At 33.7% G+C, this 20309-nt stretch carries 21 protein-coding genes; 9 read left to right on the top strand and 12 right to left on the bottom strand.

Annotated features, from left to right (window positions below):
* Window positions 1-15 precede the first annotated feature (15 nt).
* Together DFQ03_RS08235 and DFQ03_RS08230 are read right to left on the bottom strand one after the other, a co-directional pair.
* Entirely contained in the window at window positions 16-474 is a 459-nt protein-coding gene (locus tag DFQ03_RS08235) for a cold-shock protein (protein ID WP_027067021.1), read from the bottom strand.
* 1477 nt (window positions 475-1951) lie between these two features.
* Window positions 1952-2737: a hypothetical protein gene (locus DFQ03_RS08230; RefSeq protein ID WP_133672703.1), complete on the bottom strand. Its 786-nt coding sequence runs from the start codon at window positions 2735-2737 to the stop codon at window positions 1952-1954.
* Between the two features lie 170 nt (window positions 2738-2907).
* Between DFQ03_RS08230 and DFQ03_RS08225 the strand changes: the two genes are divergently transcribed.
* On the top strand, window positions 2908-3525 hold the full coding sequence (locus tag DFQ03_RS08225) for a GntR family transcriptional regulator (RefSeq protein ID WP_243834459.1): 618 nt from the start codon (window positions 2908-2910) through the stop codon (window positions 3523-3525).
* A gap of 5 nt (window positions 3526-3530) precedes the next feature.
* Here the strand turns inward: DFQ03_RS08225 and DFQ03_RS08220 are convergent, their stop codons facing one another.
* Together DFQ03_RS08220 and DFQ03_RS08215 are read right to left on the bottom strand one after the other, a co-directional pair.
* Window positions 3531-4130, bottom strand: a complete 600-nt coding sequence (locus DFQ03_RS08220) for a hypothetical protein (protein WP_133672701.1) — start codon at window positions 4128-4130, stop codon at window positions 3531-3533.
* Between the two features lie 3 nt (window positions 4131-4133).
* The gene (locus DFQ03_RS08215) at window positions 4134-4622 is read right to left on the bottom strand and encodes an RNA polymerase sigma factor (RefSeq protein WP_133672700.1); all 489 of its coding nucleotides are present in this window, start codon (window positions 4620-4622) and stop codon (window positions 4134-4136) included.
* Window positions 4623-4768: 146 nt separating this feature from the next.
* Between DFQ03_RS08215 and DFQ03_RS18790 the strand changes: the two genes are divergently transcribed.
* Window positions 4769-4915 (top strand): hypothetical protein, encoded by a 147-nt coding sequence (locus DFQ03_RS18790; protein ID WP_166637451.1) that lies wholly within the window; start codon window positions 4769-4771, stop codon window positions 4913-4915.
* Window position 4916: 1 nt separating this feature from the next.
* On the opposite strand, the gene DFQ03_RS08210 is transcribed toward DFQ03_RS18790, so the two are convergent.
* From DFQ03_RS08210 to DFQ03_RS08200, 3 genes are read right to left on the bottom strand one after another with little or no spacing between them, the layout of a single operon-like run.
* On the bottom strand, window positions 4917-6008 hold the full coding sequence (locus DFQ03_RS08210) for an amidohydrolase family protein (protein ID WP_133672699.1): 1092 nt from the start codon (window positions 6006-6008) through the stop codon (window positions 4917-4919).
* A gap of 1 nt (window position 6009) precedes the next feature.
* Window positions 6010-6636 (bottom strand): nucleotidyltransferase family protein, encoded by a 627-nt coding sequence (locus tag DFQ03_RS08205; protein WP_133672698.1) that lies wholly within the window; start codon window positions 6634-6636, stop codon window positions 6010-6012.
* A complete protein-coding gene (locus DFQ03_RS08200) occupies window positions 6633-7640 on the bottom strand; it encodes an XdhC family protein (protein ID WP_133672697.1) in 1008 nt (335 codons plus the stop codon). Before DFQ03_RS08200 ends, DFQ03_RS08205 begins: the two co-directional genes overlap by 4 nt.
* Before the next feature lie 208 nt (window positions 7641-7848).
* Here DFQ03_RS08200 and DFQ03_RS08195 point away from each other — a divergent pair, with 208 nt between their 5' ends.
* Complete coding sequence (locus DFQ03_RS08195) at window positions 7849-8940, top strand: vWA domain-containing protein (RefSeq protein ID WP_133672696.1); 1092 nt, start codon at window positions 7849-7851, stop codon at window positions 8938-8940.
* A 206-nt stretch (window positions 8941-9146) separates the two neighbouring features.
* A complete protein-coding gene (locus DFQ03_RS08190) occupies window positions 9147-9977 on the top strand; it encodes an OmpA/MotB family protein (protein ID WP_133672695.1) in 831 nt (276 codons plus the stop codon).
* Between the two features lie 70 nt (window positions 9978-10047).
* Here DFQ03_RS08190 and DFQ03_RS08185 read toward each other — a convergent pair whose 3' ends face one another.
* From DFQ03_RS08185 to DFQ03_RS08170, 4 genes are read right to left on the bottom strand one after another with little or no spacing between them, the layout of a single operon-like run.
* Window positions 10048-11511 (bottom strand): M14 family metallopeptidase, encoded by a 1464-nt coding sequence (locus DFQ03_RS08185; protein ID WP_133672694.1) that lies wholly within the window; start codon window positions 11509-11511, stop codon window positions 10048-10050.
* A gap of 24 nt (window positions 11512-11535) precedes the next feature.
* Window positions 11536-12198, bottom strand: a complete 663-nt coding sequence (locus tag DFQ03_RS08180) for an N-acetylmuramoyl-L-alanine amidase (RefSeq protein ID WP_133673126.1) — start codon at window positions 12196-12198, stop codon at window positions 11536-11538.
* A complete protein-coding gene (locus tag DFQ03_RS08175) occupies window positions 12198-12620 on the bottom strand; it encodes a 3D domain-containing protein (protein ID WP_243834458.1) in 423 nt (140 codons plus the stop codon). The genes DFQ03_RS08180 and DFQ03_RS08175 overlap by 1 nt, the downstream gene beginning before the upstream one ends.
* Window positions 12621-12625: 5 nt before the next feature.
* Window positions 12626-14137 carry an FG-GAP-like repeat-containing protein gene (locus DFQ03_RS08170; RefSeq protein ID WP_133672693.1) on the bottom strand — a complete coding sequence of 504 codons (1512 nt, stop codon included), beginning with the start codon at window positions 14135-14137 and terminating at the stop codon, window positions 12626-12628.
* Between the two features lie 107 nt (window positions 14138-14244).
* Between DFQ03_RS08170 and DFQ03_RS08165 the strand changes: the two genes are divergently transcribed.
* The gene (locus DFQ03_RS08165; protein WP_133672692.1) at window positions 14245-14649 is read left to right on the top strand and encodes a DUF2452 domain-containing protein; all 405 of its coding nucleotides are present in this window, start codon (window positions 14245-14247) and stop codon (window positions 14647-14649) included.
* 73 nt (window positions 14650-14722) lie between these two features.
* Window positions 14723-16057: a serine hydrolase domain-containing protein gene (locus tag DFQ03_RS08160; RefSeq protein WP_133672691.1), complete on the top strand. Its 1335-nt coding sequence runs from the start codon at window positions 14723-14725 to the stop codon at window positions 16055-16057.
* Between the two features lie 442 nt (window positions 16058-16499).
* On the opposite strand, the gene DFQ03_RS08155 is transcribed toward DFQ03_RS08160, so the two are convergent.
* The gene (locus DFQ03_RS08155) at window positions 16500-17342 is read right to left on the bottom strand and encodes a 1,4-dihydroxy-2-naphthoyl-CoA synthase (RefSeq protein WP_036158183.1); all 843 of its coding nucleotides are present in this window, start codon (window positions 17340-17342) and stop codon (window positions 16500-16502) included.
* 184 nt (window positions 17343-17526) lie between these two features.
* Between DFQ03_RS08155 and DFQ03_RS08150 the strand changes: the two genes are divergently transcribed.
* From DFQ03_RS08150 to DFQ03_RS08140, 3 genes are all read left to right on the top strand, one after another.
* Window positions 17527-18255 (top strand): phosphatase PAP2 family protein, encoded by a 729-nt coding sequence (locus DFQ03_RS08150; protein WP_133672690.1) that lies wholly within the window; start codon window positions 17527-17529, stop codon window positions 18253-18255.
* A gap of 81 nt (window positions 18256-18336) precedes the next feature.
* Window positions 18337-19326, top strand: a complete 990-nt coding sequence (locus DFQ03_RS08145) for a 2-hydroxyacid dehydrogenase (RefSeq protein WP_133672689.1) — start codon at window positions 18337-18339, stop codon at window positions 19324-19326.
* A 21-nt stretch (window positions 19327-19347) separates the two neighbouring features.
* A complete protein-coding gene (locus tag DFQ03_RS08140; protein ID WP_133672688.1) occupies window positions 19348-20298 on the top strand; it encodes an NAD(P)-dependent alcohol dehydrogenase in 951 nt (316 codons plus the stop codon).
* The last annotated feature ends 11 nt before the right edge of the window (window positions 20299-20309 follow it).

Below are 20309 nucleotides of genomic sequence, written 5' to 3'. Positions count from 1 at the left end.
TAAAAATCTTTAAAACTAAATTTTCTTAACACGAACGGCGTTCATACCCTTCATGCCCTTTTCTAACTCGTAAGAAACTTTATCGTTTTCCATAATCTCATCGATAAGACCACTAACATGAACGAAGTATTTTTCGTTGTTCTCAGCGTCTATAATGAAACCAAATCCTTTTGTTGTATCGAAGAAAGAAACTTTACCATTTCTTACTGGATCGAATTCTTCAACATCACCTTCTTCTTTTTTAGGAATACCTAAAACGATATCTTCTGCCTCAATTTCGACTTTCATTGCTGGATCTGGCGGAGTATCTACCAAGTTTCCGTTGAAATCTACATAAGCAAGTGGAATACCAGAAGTACCACTTTCTTTTGCAGCTGCTTTACGAGCAAGCATTTTTTTCTTCTTTTCTTCACGCTTTTTTAAGCGCTTTTTTTCTTTTTCAGTTTTATTAAATGTTTGTTGCGATTTTGCCATTCGTAATTTTAATGATAATAATAGATTTTGCAATAAAGGAATTGAAATACGTGGTGACGTGTAAAACAAACGGTAAGTTTTTTGAGAAAACCTATTTATCCTATTTGTTGTAAGGTCATTGCAAGAATCATCTGCATCCCTTTAAAGTTCTACAAAGATATGATTTGTATTTCAATTATTTAGCATTAGAAGGGTTCAAACTGGCAAACTTTTAAGAGACTTTATGATAATTTTTAAATACCATCATATTATATACTCTTTTTTATAAGCTTTCACCACTTTCTCCTACCCTTAAAATATCTTTAGATTACTTAAATCGTGAAAAAATGTTAAAATTTTAAAATTCACAAATTGAATTAAACGACTGAATCACAGTTATTTAGTATGAATTTCGAATAGTTTTTTGTTAAAAATAGTACCTTTTTATGCATAGTACTGTAACAAATTTCAAATAACCTCGTCTAGTAAGTATAACAATATTATTAATCATCAATTAAAAATCAAACATCATGAGAACATTTATCAGAAACACACCGACAGAAACAAGAAGAAATTCATTCTTTTCAAGTTTTAAGAACAGTAAAAGAGTACAATGGGCTTCATCACGAAATCATACCCATTAAAACAGTAACAAAAAACATTCATCAATCACTCGGCTAATCACCGAATTTAAAAACAAACATCATGAGAACATTTATCAGAAACACACCGACAGAAACAAGAAGAAATTCATTTTTTTCAAGTTTTAAGAACAGTAAAAGAGTACAATGGGCATCATCAAGAAATCATACCCATTAATAATACCTTAATTAATCATTCATCAATCACTCGGCTAATCACCGAATTTAAAAACAAACATTATGAGAACTTTTATCAGAAACACACCGACAGAAACAAGAAGAAATTCATTCTTTTCAAGTTTTAAGAACAGTAAAAGAGTACAATGGGCATCATCAAGAAATCATACCCATTAAAATAGTAACAAAAAACATTCATCAATCACTCGGCTAATCACCGAATTTAAAAACAAACATTATGAGAACTTTTATCAGAAACACACCGACAGAATCTAGGAGAAATACATTTTTTACCAGCTTTAAAAATAGTAAAAGAATACAATGGGTAGCTTCTAGACATCACACACATTAAGAATTTATCAATCAAAATTAAATCAATAATCATTCGACTAATCACCGATATAAAAACGAACATCATGAGAACTTTTATCAGAAACACACCGACAGAAACAAGAAGAAATTCATTCTTTTCAAGTTTTAAGAACAGTAAAAGAGTACAATGGGCATCTTCGAGAAATCATACCCATTAATAATAATTATTCCAAAATATGGGCTCCAATTTCAAATATTTTGAATTGGCACGGATAAATTAGACAGCGACTAAGTCTGAAAAATAGTAAAAGAAAAAGGATAAAATCACTTGAACCTTATCCTTTTTTTCTTTTCTAAAAATTATTGCTTTAATCTTCTAAGGTAATTTCTTCTACTACTCCATTAGGGTATGTTAAAATGGCTAAATCATCGCATGTTGAATCTCCGAAATCAACATTAACTGTTAATCCATTTTTTGTTAGATCCATATCTCCACCAGATACATACGAACAGGTAATAGCGCTAGTTAAAGCGTTGTTTACAGAAACATTATAGGTATTACCTTCATACAAAACTGTCCAATTTCCGGTGATACTAAACGTAGTAGTTACTTCGCCAAAAAATAAAGTAGTAGCCCTTACACCATTATCAGAAATAATAGAACCATCTTCCATCTCTACGATCATATCACTTGTAACCTCAAAGGTTAATGCACTACTATCGGTATTCGAGTTAAATTCGAACGATCTTGAACCATTAATTTTTATATCTCCTATATAAAAATCATCATAACTCGCAGTAAAAGAACCAGATTGATCTTCTAGATCATATGTTACTGTTAACGTTCCATTTACATTTTCAGTACCGTTTAAAACACAATTATTAAAGGTAGCAACATAACCTGTGTCTGAATATACGGCAGTATAACAATCAAAACTGTAAGATTTACCAGTAGACGCGGCATTGGCATTTAAATTAAAAAGAGCCAAATCAACACCGTTAGTAATTTCATCAATTTCTAATACCGCTTGTAAATCTGATTTGGTTAAACTAACTTCTTCATTTACAGTATCATCATCACTACAGCTATAACTAAAGATAGCAACGCTAATTAATATAAAAGGCTTTTTGAATATGTATTTTAAATACTTCATTTTTTCTTTTTTGTAGGTTAAACTTTTGAAACGTTTAAAAATGTATTATAGTATTGATACAAGGTATATTAACGTAGATTTTCGATGAAGTAAATCTTTGTCGATAAAGTTGGGTGTAAAAGCGTTTATAATCGTATACGATATATTATATTTGAAGTATGCTGGTTAAAATGAACTTAAGAGATCAAGTAAGGGATTATTTGTTGTCAGAAATGACAACAGGGAACCTTAAAACTGGCAAGACCATAAATTTAGCGGCTCTTGCACGGCATTTAAAGGTGAGTGTTACTCCAATTAGAGAAGCTTTGACCCAATTACAACAGTCTCATATTATAAAAGCTGTACCCAATAGAGGTTTTATAATTGCCGAATTAGATGTAAAGGAAGCTGAAGATTTGTATGAACTAGTAGCGAACTTAGAAGTGATGGCTATTGAAAACTCTGAGTTTAATGTAGAAGATATCGATAATTTAAAAAATCAACAAGAGGTTTTTGAAAAAGCATCCAACGCCATCGATAGAATTCAGGCAGATTTAGAATTTCATAGATTATTGACAAAGGGTTATAAAAATGAATTGGCACTTAAAATTCTTCATGATTTAAAGACACGCATCTTCTTCTATGAACATGCCTTTACCAATGATGATTCTTTCTACAACAAATCTGATAATCAACATGATTCTATCATTTCTGCTATTGCCGATGACAATATACCGACAGCCTCCCTCCTATTAAAAATGAATTGGATGCTTATTTTAAATTACGTTCAAAAGAAACTTACTGAATAAAGAATTTATTCTAATTCTTGTATCAACTCTTGGGCAGATTGGGTTATTTTAAGGTATCCATTATATGCCCATCTGCAGAAAAACACCATTATTATTAATGTTATAGCAAATACTATATATTGTTCAGTTTTTAAACTAGTTAAAAATACGTTCTTGTTAGAAATAATTTTAGAAGTTACAGGTACGATAAAGAAGAGTGCAATAAAACCGACAGCTATACCAATTTTTTGCAATCTTAAAAGTCTATTCTTAGTCTTCAAGTAGAATTTTAAATTTTCTTTATACGACCCATTTAGTATATCTATGTTTTTTAATCTTTTTAGGGTTGTAAGTACCATTACAGGTAACACAATTAGAAATGAGAGGGTGAGCACTCCGCAAACCTGTAGGTACCAGGTGTCTAATTTACTAAAGTTAAGCAATACAAAGAATGCTACAACAAAACAGACAACAGCGCCTAAAGTTTCGTATTTGGTAATGGTTGTAAATTTATTCTGATATTTCTGTTTTGTCATATCTAATATTATTTGGTTCGTCAATTTTTTTTGATGATTTAATTCATCACTCATTTGTGTCCATGCAGACTTTAGCTCTTCTAATTCCATGATTTATTGCTTTGCCATGTTAATTTTTAATTTCTTCTTTATCCGAGATATCTTAGTACCTACATTGCTATCATTTAGCCCTGTAATTTGCGCTATCTCTTTATAGCTTTTACCTTCAAGTAAAAGAAAAATAAGTCCTTTTTCTAAGGTGTTTAAATATTTTAAATGCTGATATAGCAATCGTAATCGCTCTTCATAAGTGTCATCATTAGAATCTGATTGCTTTACAAAAACATCTGCAATGGGGACGGAATCTGGTCTTCTCTTTTTCTTCTTAATAAAGGTAATTGACGTATTCATCGCTACACGATACATCCAAGTGGTTATTTTTGAATCGTTGCGAAACGAGTCAAAATATTTCCAAAGTTGGTAGACTATTTCTTGAAACAGATCTTCTTGATCCTCTTTATTATCTGAATAAATGGAAGTTACCTTGTATAAAAGGGACTGATGCTCTCGTATTAAATCAGTAAAGACTGCTTCTTTTTGCATTTATATAAACCTATTTTACCCATTAGTATGCCTTTTATATAGTTTGTCACACTTCAACTTAAATTCTTTTTTAAATTAGAGTAAAATAATCCTAACTCATACAACATGAGGTGTATATGTACGTTTTATTATAAAAATATTCTGATATGCAGTTTTTAAATCCCGAAATAGAAGCATTGACAAAAAGAAAAAATACCCCAGCACTTGCTAAAAAACAAATGTCATGCGGTATTTTTCAAGATGTAAAAGATATTCCCGTTAAAGCAGAAACGGTAGTACTTAAAAAAGTATAATCTACTTTTCAAATAACGATGCATCTAAACCAGGAATAAGGTTCAGCGCGTTTTTATAGTACAATTTCTTCAATACATGGTCAGGTAGGTTTAATCCATACATGGACCAAAACGCATGGTATTTCTTGTAATAAGGAAAATACTCATCGTTACTTTCTAAAACCCTAAAATACGTCGGGAATTCTTCTGGTTTCCAACTATCCTTACCAAATAATACCCTGTCTTGATATTTTATAAAAAAAGCTCTTGCATTTTGTGGCTGTCTACCTAATTCTGCAATAACAGCAGATATACCAACATTCATATTAGGCATTTCATCTAACAGCTTTCCCAGTTTTTCAAGATTGTTTGCATGCCACCCCATGTGAGCATTTATGAATTTAGTGTTCGGATGTTTTTTGAACACATTATGTTGCTCTTGAATAATCTGCTCGAAAGGTGCAGGATCTGTAGCTGTACGTTTTCTTCTAGGGTGCGTTTTTAATTCTAGCCAACGTTCGTTATCAGCATCCATGTCATCCCAAAAGGACTTTGGGTCAGCTGCATGAATTAATACCGGAACCCCCATTTCAGCACATTTTGCCCAAATAGGATCTAAACGGGGATCATCTATCGCCAAACGGTTTCCGTCCGCATCCTTATTACGTAAGCCTAAGCTTTTAAAAATCTTTAATCCTTTAGCACCATTCTTAATATCTTGCTCTAATTGGGCTGCAGCCTGTTTTCCCCATTCCATATCTTTTGCACCTTCAAAATCTACATTTGCAAAAACTACAAACCTATTAGGGTAACTTTTATTAATATTATCAATTTTCTCTTTTAGACTTTCGCCAGACCTTCCGCTCAAGTTTACCATTATGGCTTCGTTCATGGCATCCATATGAGTAATTAATCCATTTAAGGCTTCAACTGACATATCTCGTTGATGGCTATGTACATCTATAAAAGGGAATTTCGCTTTGGTGATTTCGCCACCAGGCACCACCAAAGTAGATTTCGGATTATATTCTTCAAAGCCCATTTCTTGGGCTAGTATAGGAGATGAAAGTAAGGAAGTCAGAAGTATAAGAATTGTATATTTTAATTTAATCATATTACGTATTAAGCGTGTTATTGGTTCGGTTTATTAGATTTTGGTATTCTAGGTTTGTGTCTATATCAACAATTTGATCTGCCGCATTTAATGAAATAATTGCATTGCTTTCATCGTTTAAAATTTCTTTAGCACCGAAATCTCCTTTTAATGTAGACAATTCTTTAAACAGCAATTTAGGAAACAATGTGGGTACACCTAACTTTTTTCCGTAGTTTGTTGCTATAACTTTTGATGGGTGTTTTACGAACTCTTCAATTAAAGAATTTAAGTATTTAAAACTCAACAAAGGCTGGTCTGCAAGACAAATTAAGATGCCGTCTAAAGTAGATCTTTGCTTAAGTAACACTTTAACTCCGTATGCAATACTATCGCCCAACCCATTTTCCCAATTAGAATTAACGATGATATCTATATTTTTTTCTTCTAAACTACACTGTGTAGTAATAAATTCAGCGTTTGAACCTAAGACTACATGAACTGATTCCGAATTAGTGTTTTGAACAGTTTTAATGGTTTCTAATAAGAAATTAGAATCTTTCCAAGGCATTAATTGCTTTATGCCATCCATTCTTCTAGAGCCACCGGCAGCCATAATAAGCACTGCTATATCTACTTTTTTCTTCAATGAATTGATTTCAATTTGTCTTTTAACATTACAGGTTGTGTTTTTCGAATAACGGTTAAAATTTCTGCAAGAATTGATATTGCTATTTCTTGGGGAGTCTCTGCACCAATATTCAATCCTGCTGGTCCGTGAACACCTTCGATAAAATCTAAGTCAACGTCCATATCATGTTCTAATAATTCAGACAGTAATTTCTCTCTACGCTTTATTGGTCCTAAAACTCCCAAATATGTAGGGCTACTATTCTTAAGCATCATTAAATACTTCAAATCTTTTACGTAGCTATGCGTCATTAAAAGAATGGCTGTATTCTTATCTATTGTTTCAACAGGAAAATCTTCGGGTTCACAATCATACAAAGCATCAATACCAGGGAAATCTGAAATTGATTTATTCTCTTTCGGAGTAACGGCTACATTAACTTCCCACCCCATACTTAATCCGAAATGCGCTAATTGCACAGCATCGTGCTCTCCGCCAATTAATAAAAGTCGTTGACAAGGTTGCATTGTTTGCGAAAAGACTAAAGCTTTTGACAGCGTTATGGTATGTTTATTAAAAGTATAGGAGTTGGAGTTAAGTTTTATGAAACTACCATATCCATTTAAAATACCATATTCTTTTTGATATGTTGTACTAAGTTCAAAAGATTGACGGTTTTCAATGACTAGGTTAAAATCATTTATGAGTGCTTCGCTTGGTGAAAAAGATTCTAGTACTATGTAAAGTATGCCTTCGCAACCCAATCTAAATCGACCATCATAGGTCATTAGTTTTGTAGTTTGATTCTCAAATACAGATTGTGCCTGAAACAAAACTTCTTTCTCTACACACCCGCCACTAACCGCACCAATCATTACATCATCTTCGCGAATTAGCATGCGAACACCAGGCTTACGATATGATGATCCGTCTAAATCGACTACCGTTGCCAAAACACATTTTAAGTTTGCAGATCTAGCAATGATATACTCTTTAATAATTTTCTTGAATTCGTGGGTCATTGATAGTAGTTTTACATCTTCTAAGTTAGTAAAATAAAGGCTAATATTTCGAAAGTGTATTTGACTTAAACCTAAGGAAATATAGGTATTTTGAAACTTTAGGTATAGAGTAGCATCCGCTTTAACAATCTTTAACATTTATTTTTTTAATCGCCATAATTTAAATAAACTTTGTCCGTTCTGCTAGTTGAACCTATAATTAATGAATATGAAAAATGTTTTAAAGATCTTCAGTGTGTTATTTATTGTAACACTACTTGTTTCTTGTGGTAATGCAGATGATGATGTAAGCTTGAACCTAAATACAGGCGACGGATTAGGAAAAGGAACTAAAGTTGATGATTGTTTGGGACTCGAAGAAGGAGAACTGGTTTTGTCTATACAAGAACAATACACAACCCTACCGGGTAAAGTGTCTGTGTTTTTTAGAGTATCTGATACTGGTGGCAATCCTGTACCCGGTTTAACTGCAAATCAATTTACTATTTACGAGCAAGGTAGAAATGATGATTGTTTTAATACTATTTCTACATCAGAGTCTTCTGCACGTATTTCACCGAACTCACAAATTTTCTCAAATAATACCTTACTTGTACTAGATTTAAGTAATAGTGTATTGAGCAGTAGCTTAGAAGAACTGAAATTAGCCTCAACAAGCTTTATAGAAGCTGTTATGCCAGCAACAGCAACAGAGTCCGTAAAAATGGCAATCTATTGGTTTGATGGTGAAGATGAATTGCATTTATTAAATGAACTGACTTCCTCAAGAGTTGAGCTTACAGATGCCGTTGATGGAATTACAGATGACATTAGTAATGATCCATCTACTGATTTGTACGGTGCAGTTATAAAGTCAACAGATATCGCATCTGATTTGGTTAAGGTATCTACTGCAGATGGTAAAATTGGTGCAGCATCAGTAGTAATATTTACAGATGGTACGGATCAGGCTTCTCGTTTTACAGAAGAAGCAGCATTGAAAAAGGTTAATCAAGCGAATGCCAATATATCATTCTTTAGTATTGGTTTAGGTGCAGAAATTGACACTGAAGTTTTAACCGCTGTAGGTAAAACGGCTAGTGTATTTGCTACCAATAAAGATGAGCTAGAAAGAACATTTAGAGACATTTCTGAAAAAGTATCAGAAAGAGCTAATAGCTTTTACTTATTTGAATACTGTAGTCCTAAAAGAGATGGTAGTGGAGAAAACAACTTAGCCATACAAATAAATACAGGTTCTAGACAAGGAGCTGTACAAACCAAGTTTAGTGCAAACGGATTTACCGGTGGTTGTGAATAGGTAACTCACCTACAAATTATGAAAAGAAGCATGTAAATGCTTCTTTTTTTTTGCCCTAAATCGAAATCAACAACATGTTGATAATCATTTTGTTGAGTTAGATATTTACAGTGCTACCTGCATAGTTCATTATGTTTAAACATCCGTTTGACGATTTGTGCCGTATATAAAACCGATTAAACTAATATTAATTAAAAGAGAACAAAATGAAAAGATTATCCTTAGTTACTATAGTATCGGTAGTGCTTTTAACTTCATGTGTATCTAAAAAGAAATATGTTGCTTTAGAAGATAACTTATCTCAAACACAGAGTACTTTACAAAAGACTCAAGTTGAAAAAGAAGAGTTACAAGCTCAAATGACAAAGATTGAAGCTCGTGTAGAAGAGTATAATTCTAAAATCAACTCTTTAAAGGACATGAACGATAGTCAGTTCACTAGCGTTGATGATGTTGCTGTTATGAGTAACAATACAAAAGCTAAGATGAGAAATACATTGAAAAATGTTGATCCAGCTAAATTAGCTGCTGCACAAACATTACAAGATTCAATGAACTTGGCGGTTTCTTACAAATTGAAGCAATCAATTTCTGAAGAAGGTGAAGATATCGATGTTAGCATTGATAAGACTGTAGTTATGATCAATATTTCTGATGAGTTGTTGTTCAACACAGCAAGCTATAATGTTAGTAGCAAGGCTAATAAAATTTTACAAAAATTGGCAGACGTAATTAAGTCTGAACCAAGTATGGAAGTTATGGTTGAAGGCCATACAGATTCTAGAACAATCAACACACCAATGGTTACCGATAACTGGGATTTAAGTGTAAAACGTGCAACTTCAATTGTACGTAAATTACAGAAAGAATACGATGTTGATCCTTCTCAATTAATCGCTTCTGGTAGAAGTAGCTACTTGCCTTTAGTAGAAAATGATTCTAAAGAAAATATGGCGATGAACAGAAGAACAAAAATCATCATCTTACCTAACTTAGATAAATTCTTTGCACTTTTAGATGCAGACGATAACATGTAAGAACTACGGTAGTATATAAATAAAAAGGGAAGCATTTGCTTCCCTTTTTTTATACTTTAAATTAATCTAGTTATCTAAAGATCATTCCGTTTGGAACTTGAATTTCAGACTCCTTTAAGTTTACTAAAAATCCGTTAATTACCCCATATTCAATGACTCCCGATTTTTCTAAAAAGAAAGTAGGATTAATCCCTGGAGCAAGATTCAATTCAGGAATTATAAATTTTGTGCCCAATATATGTATAGGAAATGGTGAATTGATATTTTTTGAAGGAATCGATGATACACGAATATAGCCGTAACCTTGTTTCAATATCTCTTTAAAATTCAATGCCTTTACATCATCAAAATTAGTTAAGGTCTTAGGATACACCTTTGCTTGCTTTATCGTATAACCAGTTGCATCTAAGGTCTCATACCCGTAATAGGTAGATAAATCTCCTTGATCTAAAATTCTGCTACTGTACCAAAAAGAGTTGTGGTCAGGATAATCTACTTCAATTTGATTCATGCCTAAGTCAATAGTATACGAATTACCCATAAGTTTATAAGTGGCACCCAAAATCTTTAAATCGAACAGTTTTCTATCGTTTTCGGGAATTTTCTCGTATTCTTCAATTCCAATAGATTCATAAGACTTTTGAGCAATAGTATATATGGCAGATAAGATAGAAGTGTAATTTAGTTTTCTAATTTCCTGCTTCTCTACATCGTCTGCATATCCGCCAGATTCAATTAGAATGGTGCTTGTGCCCCATTTTTGAATATTATCCCCGAAAGCTCTTGGTTCAAAATCATCATTATATCTACCTACTTGACCCAGAGCATATTTTTGTAGAATATCATTCATAAAAACGATGATTTTCATGGCGTTACCACGAGTTTTATTGATTTCCTTTTCATAATTATATGCAGGAGCCAAATACGATATCGTAGCTGGCTTTTCGGTGCGTTCAGCATTATAATATGTACTTTGATCATGAAGGTTGAATCCGAAATCGGCATCTAAACTATCACGAACCTTTTTTAAGGTCTGAGATTCTGGCGACTGCAAACGCAGGGCATCCCTATTAATATCAATACCTAGCAAATTTCTACGTTGATAGAGCTCAGCACCATCAGGATTCAACATTGGTAAAAAGTGAACCGTTAAGTTGGCAAGAATAGCCTCTTTTTCTTTTTCAAAATCAGCACTATCAAAGAAATTAAGAATATCAAAAATAGCTTGTGTAGCCGTTGGTTCATCGCCATGCATTTGTGACCAAAGAAATACATCGGTCTCGCCGGTACCTATGCTGATAAGGCTTAAATCTTTCCCACCGATAGACTTACCAACGGTTGCTACCTTAAACTTATTATTTGAAGAAAGCTTATTTATAAGGGGTTGTATGTCTGTTCTTTTTATCCGTCGACTACCAATAGAGCTCTCTTTGTAATTCTCGTAGGTATCATATAATTGAGTAGTAATATTGTCAGATTGCCCTATAACCGAGAGCGAGCATAAGCTTAATATAGATAGAAATATCTTTTTCATTTATTATTATTCTTTAGTTGTTTTCTATTGTTTAACGGGTAGTTCTTTAAAATCTAAATTCTTCACTGCCATTCTTACGTTAGCCATAAATTGAGGTCCAGGATCTGTTTTTACGGTTCTATAGCCTTCATCTGTTTCTAACCATAAAGGGTGATTCTCAAAAAGGGTATATTCGTAATGACCGATTAAATAGTCGATATCATACTTATCTTTCAAATACTTCACCAACCAAATATTAGACTTTAATTGTGCTTTGGTCAAAGGTAATTCTTCGGTCCCTCCAACATTTTCCACTCCAATTGCACAATGGTTTAGCCCTATAACATGGCGCGCCATAGTCGTTTCTGGTAACAATTGATAAATAGTACCATCTCTATCGACCATAAATTGAGAAGACACATTTAAGCCACTTACATTTTTAATATCTGGTCGCCAATTGGGTAATGTAACAGGGTCAAAAGCTTCAAATGATTTTTCGAAAGTTGGTATGACCGTCCAATGTAAAACAATCATTTTAGGTTCAATTTTTGGAGAATCTTGCTCTAGTCCGTATCTGTTTTGAAGGTACTCCAACGTCAATATTTTGCGCTCTTCATTAAAGGTGATAGGGTGTTCAACAATTGTTTTTGTAGAAGAACATGATACTATTACCAAACACAAAACAAAATATACTACACGTTTTTTCATCATTCAATAATTTCTAAACTATCTTTTTCAACGGCGTACAATATGTTAATTTTTCGCCTGCCCCATTTTTTTGCCTTATTAACATTTTCGCCCATGTAGATATCAATACGATTTCTCCATCGCGAATGCATTTTATCTTTCACCAAATAAACACCCTCAAACGTGTCTATTTTAACCATGGTATTGTAATGTAATCCCTTTTTCAACAGGTCTCTAGACACTGCTATCCATTTCTGACCTGGCTTTATAGAATCTCCCCATGCAGTAATTGCGGGGTGCTCGTATGAAGTTTGGTACGGTAAAGAATTATAGGCAGTTGCAGTAACCGTCATGGGTACCCAATTATACTTATCGTTCAAAGGTTTATCTGTACAACTAAATGCTGTAAGCAGAAAAAACACCATGAACAATTTTTGCTTCATACCTACTAATGTAGTTTATTTTCTAAAATTAAAAGGTCGGTATAACTTTCCTTCCAGACTTTTTTAAAATGTTTAGGAACAGGAGTAAAAGAGTAATTTAATGCACTTAGCACCAAATCATCATCACCATCATTGTCAATATCGGCAGCGTCCATAAGAAACCATCTACCCATATTTATATCTGCAAAATGTTCTGAAATAAATGTATAATTGGCACTATCCTCATTTTTTAAATAGACAACATTATAATCAGGGTGCTTTTCATAATCAGGAAACGTCGATAACAATGCAAAATCTAAATCGCCATCCTTATCAAAATCATTGGCAATAACTCTGGTGGCACCGTTTAATGGGAAGAAAAATGTTTCGGTAAACTGATTATTTCCATCATTTAAATGAATACGCATGCCGTGGTAAGGTTTGTGAATCATAGATTTGTCTGCGTTATCACCGTTAACGGTAATGATATCATCGAAACCATCACCATTGTAGTCTACCAACTCAAACCAACTAGACCCAAAAACGGGACTAAAACGAATTACTTTTTCAACATCAAAAGTCAAATTTTCTTTTTGGTATACTATGTAAATAGCTTCATCGCCTTGAGCTGCCATAACCACTAGATCTTGCTTTCCGTCGGCATTCATATCTTTAGCGATTACTCTTATAGTGCCAGGTACATTCAGTAATGTTTTGTTTTTATAGAAACCGTATTCATCTTTTTCAAGTAGCGTAAGTTTACCTTTTAGGTTACCGAATTCGCTTATAATAATTTCTTCGTTTCCATTATTATTTAAATCAATGTACAAGGTATGTACAGGTCTATGCAAAGAGTCTTGTAAAACAGCAGTTGCACTTCCGTTTTTAAGAACAACTTTTCCTCTAGGTATTTCATTGGGGTCCATAATACCCATATTAGTTACAAAAATACTGTCACCAATAATTCGAGCATCTGTTATGGCTAAATCAAAATTCCCGATATCGCTACTTGTATGTGTTTTAAGGTCATAAGAGCTCAATACCCCTCTCCTATTACCGATAAGTATTTGTTGATGTAGCGTGTCTATCTTTATAAAAGTATATAAGTTGCCTTTAATACTGTCTAGTGTAACAGGTTTGGTATTAAATTGAGATAGCTCAGAATTTTCAATTTTAATAGGATTGTTGACTACGCTATCTGGTGCCATACTAATAATATAACCGACCAATTGCTCCCAATCTTCCTCATTTATGATGGGTCTACTTGGGTAAATTCCGGTTTTAATTATTGCAATTTGTTCATTAAAAGAATACTTGTAATAAGGGTGATTTTCTGGTGTAATAATTCCCAATCGAGCGCCCATATCTGGCAGTACATTATCTCTCCATATATCTTTTGGTAAATCATTAATATTCGGAGCCAAATGGCAGCTGGCACAATAGGTTTCGTAAAGAACAATTTCTTTCGAACGCTTTTCTGTATTACACGATACAATTAGGCATAACAAAATGAGATAAAAGGCAGATTTAATAGCCATTAGAATTAGTTCGTTTTATTGAATTCAGATTTGAAGAATGGAAGATACCCATACCGTTAAAATCTTGCAAGTGATAAATGCGGGCTTTTCTTTAAATTTGTAGGGCTATGAAAAAAGATAAAAAACCAGATAATGTAGTTTTCAATGAAGATACCCAAGAGTATCATGGAAAACTATCCCCTTTTGCAACCGGAGTATCCGCACCAAAAATTACTCCGCCAGATGTAACTTCCTGGAAGAATACGCATATTGTAAGTGCAAATAATCAGTTTAAGGCAGAATATGAAGCACTACAAGCTTCGTACAAGAAACTGATGGATAATTTTGAATACAACAATCTTGTGTATAGTGCTAAATTCAGTTTTGAGCCCATTGTTGGTAAGGAATACCATTTATATAAGGCAAAAGATGAAAGCACATTTCTATCATTGATTTTACCTCAAGAATGTAACTTTAACCATGTTGGTAGTTTTAAGCTTACATCAGATAAAACGTGGCAGAAATTGGAGTAATTCTAGCGAAACAAGAAGTCTATACTAACTTAAGATCTCATCACATTTTAATTTTATCAAGAACATAATAAGAATGAAGAAAAGAAAACTGCTTTTAGGCATTGTCTTAGTAGGTATCATTACCGCGGCATATTTTAACTACCCAAAACTAAATCTAATTTCTGGCTATGCTTCTAAAAACATGGCCTCTAGTGTTTTTATTGCGGATAGAGATGCTGATGATATTACTCTAAACGATAATAATATGCCGTTGATTAAATTAGCGGATTCTGAGGTGTTAGAAGAAAATAAATCTGCCACTGCCACGGTATATGGACTAATGCCAAGAACAGCGGTGTTTAAAGAAGGACTTGGCACTGTACTAATCAACAAAGAATTTTCTAAACATAATTTTGACATTGTCCCCAATAGATTTAAAGTGCAAGATTCACTTCCGTTCCCTTATGGAAATAACGGAGTTGTCGATACGGTATTAGAAAATGTAGCCTATGATAAACTAGAAGTGGCATTCGAAAATGCTTTTAAAGATCCAGAACAAAAAACAAGATCTCTTTTAGTAGTTCATAAAAATCAAATTATAGGGGAACGTTACATTCGCGGATTTTCTAAGGATACAAAAATTCTTGGGTGGTCAATGACCAAAAGTATCTTGTCTACTCTTTATGGTATTTTAGAGTATAAAGGTGCTATAAAAATGGACTACAAACCTTTTTCTCAGGAAATACGTATGAAGAAGCCGAAAAATGGTATAACTCTTAATCACCTATTACGTATGCAAAGTGGATTGGAATGGGACGAGAATTATTTTAAAATATCTGATGTTACCCGTATGTTATTCTTAGATTCTGACATGACTTTGACACAACTTAATAAAAATGTCATTGCCCAGCCAACAGAAGTGTGGAATTATTCTTCTGGCACCACTAACTTACTTTCTGGTATTCTAAGAGATCAGTTCGCTACACATCAAGAATATTTAGATTTTCCCTATAAAGAATTAATCGATAAGATTGGAATGAATTCGATGCTATTAGAAACCGATTTATCTGGTAATTATATTCTATCATCTTATGGATGGGCAACCACTCGAGATTGGGCTAAATTCGGATTGTTATACTTGAATAAGGGAGATTGGAACGGTAAACGCATCTTTTCAGAAACTTGGTCTAATTATGTTGCCAAACCAACCATTAACTCTAACGGATCTTACGGTGCGCATTTTTGGTTAAATGCCGAAGGAAAGTACGAAGACATTCCTACAGACCTTTATTCCGTTAACGGATTTCAAGGACAGCGCATCTTTATTATACCATCTAAAGATTTAGTAGTGGTGAGAACGGGACTGGAAGAACAGACAGATGAGCAATTCAACACGCTACTCAAAGAAATAATAGCGTCTATTCGATAAAAGGCATAAAATTTTAACCTTGTAAATACAATACCACATTTATACAGCAGTTCACAACAAAACTCTCTTGTGTGGCAACAATAATTTCAAAGAACTCTAAATGATATATACATTTATAGTGTTATTAAAAACGAATTAAAAAATTTTCATTTTCATATAGTGTTCTCGTAAAAGAGTCTGATCTTCACTGATCGGACTCTTTTTAGTTACAGCTAATTCAGTTTTCAGTATTCATTTGGCCGTAGGAGTTTTCAGGTGAGAAAGTATTAAGTACTGCTTAATTGATTCCGAAACGCTTCTCGTTCTAAAAACCAGATTCAGTTCTCGACTGCGCTCGAACAGACATACTTTTATTTTAGCCTTTAACCTAAAAAAGTTCATTCTTTCATATGAAAGAATGAACTTTTTTAATACAGCCAACAGCCAACAGCCAACAGCTATTCTAAGGTAACCAATTATCTTTACCGAAGTTTGGTTTACGCTTTTCTAGAAATGCATTTCTACCTTCTTTTGCTTCTTCGGTCATGTAGGCTAATCTTGTGGCTTCACCTGCGAATACCTGTTGTCCGACCATACCATCATCGGTTAGGTTCATAGAGAATTTTAGCATTTTTATAGAAGTTGGAGATTTTTCTAAAACTTCTTGTGCCCATTGAAAAGCAGTATCTTCTAACTCGTCATGCGGAATTACAGCATTTACCATACCCATATCAAAAGCATCTTGTGCAGAGTAATTTCTCCCTAAAAAGAATATTTCACGAGCTTTCTTCTGTCCAACCATTTTCGCTAAATATGCAGAACCGTATCCGCCATCAAAACTGGTGACATCGGCATCGGTTTGTTTAAAAATGGCGTGTTCTTTACTAGCTAAAGTCATATCGCAAACCACGTGCAGACTATGTCCGCCACCTACGGCCCATCCCGGTACAACGCATATAACCACTTTTGGCATAAAGCGAATCATCCTTTGAACTTCTAAAATATTTAGACGATGCTGACCATCTTGACCAACGTACCCCTTTTCTCCCCTAGCCTTTTGATCACCACCAGAACAAAAAGACCATATTCCGTCTTTAGTAGAAGGTCCTTCCGCAGAAAGCAAAACTACTCCGATAGAAGTATCTTCTTGAGCATCATAAAATGCTTTAATTAGCTCGCTTGTCGTATGTGGTCTAAAAGCATTTCGTACATTAGGTCGGTTAAACGCAATTCGCGCTACGCCGTCACATTTTTTATAGGTAATATCATCAAATTCTATAGCCGTTTTCCAGTTGGGTGATTTCATATTTTCTAACAATTCTATTATCGCATAAAGATAAGGGTTCAAGGTATACCTGTGCAAATTTGAGAACTAGGTTACCTGACTTAAATTTTAAGTATTAACTCAATCGAGTCAGTTATCAATTTATTTGAAACAGTAGAAGTACCCGTTATCTACTAAGTTTACACAAAAATAAATAGTACGTTTCATGAAACAATCCCTTTTTACATTTATAAAATCGCTTCGTGAATTTTTAGCGAATAAATTAAACCAATACAATACAACGCTACCCTATGTAATTACGGTCATTGTAGCTTTAGTAATTGTTGTTGGTGGTATTAATCTATTTGTAGAATTGACAGAAACACTAAAGACAGAGATGCTTACAACCTATGATACTGCAATTACAGATTATGTAATTTCTTATCGTAATCCTGGTTTAACCTCGTATTTTAAATTCATGACCAATATTGGCGATGTGTATGGGTATTTAATAGTACTTGCAGTTTTTCTTTTAGTATCTCTTTTGGTATTTAAACGTTGGAAATATGTTGTACAAGCAACCTTGGTTTTAGCGCTAGCGACCATTTCTAATATGATGCTAAAACGTTTTATTGACCGTGCTCGACCAGGTATTGAGCATTTGGTTTCGGTAGAAACGTTGAGTTACCCAAGTGGACATGCCATGAGTGCGATGGCTTTCTACGGATTTCTAATATTTCTAGTTACCAAATTCAATATTAATAAAGTGATGAAATATGTATTGATTTTGGTTTTGATAACACTAATTTTAAGTATCGGCATTAGTAGAATCTATTTGGGAGTCCATTTTCCTTCTGATATCGCTGGCGGATTTATTGCCGGATTAATCTGGGTTGTTTTCTGTGTACTAGTGTTTGATTTAATCGAATTATTTAGAAAAGATCCACAAACTTAAATTGCAAACCTGATAATTGTCATAAAATTTCAAGTTCCAATAAGTAATTTTATTCCGCAATAACATACCAATAGAATTTTTATGAAAATAGCTGTTTTTAGTACAAAATCTTATGACCAAGAATACTTTGAAAAGTATAACGATGAACACCAATATGCGTTCTCATTTTATGAAACTGCATTAAATTCAGACACTGCTAAACTTACTAGTGATAGTAAAGTAGTTTGTGTTTTTGTGAATGATGTTGTCGACAAAGAAACGATTAAAGTATTAGCAGCTAACGGAGTAAAATTAATAGCTTTACGCTGCGCAGGATATAACAATGTAGATTTAGAGGCTGCTGAAAGTCATAATATAAAAGTTGTTAGAGTTCCCGCATATTCACCAGAGGCAGTAGCAGAGCATGCGTTAGCACTGATTTTAACTCTCAATCGAAAAACACATAAAGCTTATAATCGAGTTAGAGAAGGTAACTTTTCATTGAAAAACTTAATAGGTTTCAATCTACATAATAAAACGGTCGGAGTTATTGGTACAGGACAAATCGGAGCTACGTTCTGTAAAATAATTAAAGGATTTGGGTGCAATATTATAGCTTATGATATAGCCGAAAATCAAGAGTTATTAGATTTGGGGGTAACATATGTTTCATTAGAAGAAGTATTTAAACAATCAGACATTATATCTCTTCATTGCCCGCTTAATAAACACACGAAACATATAGTCAACAAATCCTCCATAGCCACTATGAAAGAAGGTGTTATGATTATTAATACCAGCCGTGGTGCATTAATTAATACTGCAGATGCAATTGAAGGTTTAATTACGAAGAAAATAGGCTACTTAGGTATTGATGTATATGAACAAGAAGAGAACTTATTCTTTGAAGATTTATCTGAACATATTATTCAAGACGAACAAATACTACGATTGTTGAGTTTTCCGAATGTATTGATCACTTCCCACCAAGCTTACTTTACCAAAGAGGCAATGGATCAAATAACCACAATTACATTAGAAAATATAAAATCATTTGAGACTGGTAGCGAGATAGCGAATGAGGTGAATTAATTAAAATCAATTCCAGATGACATGAAAGCAATTACCAAGAAAGTTTATGGCGGACCAGAAGTACTTCAGCTAGAAGAAGTAGCAAAACCGGTAGTAAAGGATCATCATATTTTAGTTAAGGTGATGGCAAATTCAGCAAATCCGGCAGATTGGCATATTCTTCGTGGCAAACCCTTTTTTGCGCGGTTATCATTCGGTCTCTTTAAACCTAAAAAGCCCATATTGGGTGCTGATTTTGCTGGAATTGTAGAAGAAGTAGGCAATAGCGTTGAGAATTATAAAATGGGTGACCATGTATTTGGTGAAATGTTAGACGGTGGTGCTTTTGCTGAATATCTATGTGTACCGGTAAATGCATGTGCTAAAATGCCAGAGAATGTCGGTTTTTCTGCCATGGCAGGTGTTCCCATTGCTGGTCTAACAGCTTACCAAGCGCTGATAACACATGGAAAAATCAAAGAGGGAGAATCTGTTCTAATCAATGGTGCATCAGGTGGTGTGGGTCATTTTGCAGTTCAAATAGCAAAGGCATATGGAGCACATGTAACCGGAGTATGCTCCTCTAGAAATATAGATTTTATAACATCAATCGGCGCAGATGATACCCTTGCCTATGATGAAGAAAATATTCATGAACATAATGATAACTATGATGTCATTATTGACACCCACGGAAACCTATCGCATTCAGATTATAAAAGAATGGGTAAACGAGGAGTCATGGTAGGTTATACCACTATGGCGCATATGCTTTCTGTTTTATTGAAAAAGGTATTTAGTAAATTTCCATTGATCCAATTTACGGCCGAAGCAAATACCCACGATTTAGAAATTTTGGCATCACTAGTAAGAGAAGGTAAAATGAAAGTACACATAGAAAAGACATATTCGCATACTGAAATTCCGGAGGCAATTGTCCATATAGAGAAGATGCGGACAAGAGGTAAAGTAGGTATGGAATGGGAACGGTGAGTATATATAAA

This window comes from Maribacter caenipelagi (assembly GCF_004364175.1).
Classification (GTDB): domain Bacteria; phylum Bacteroidota; class Bacteroidia; order Flavobacteriales; family Flavobacteriaceae; genus Maribacter; species Maribacter caenipelagi.
Note: the sequence above shows the minus strand (reverse complement) of the source record. Positions and strands in the feature narration are given on the sequence as shown.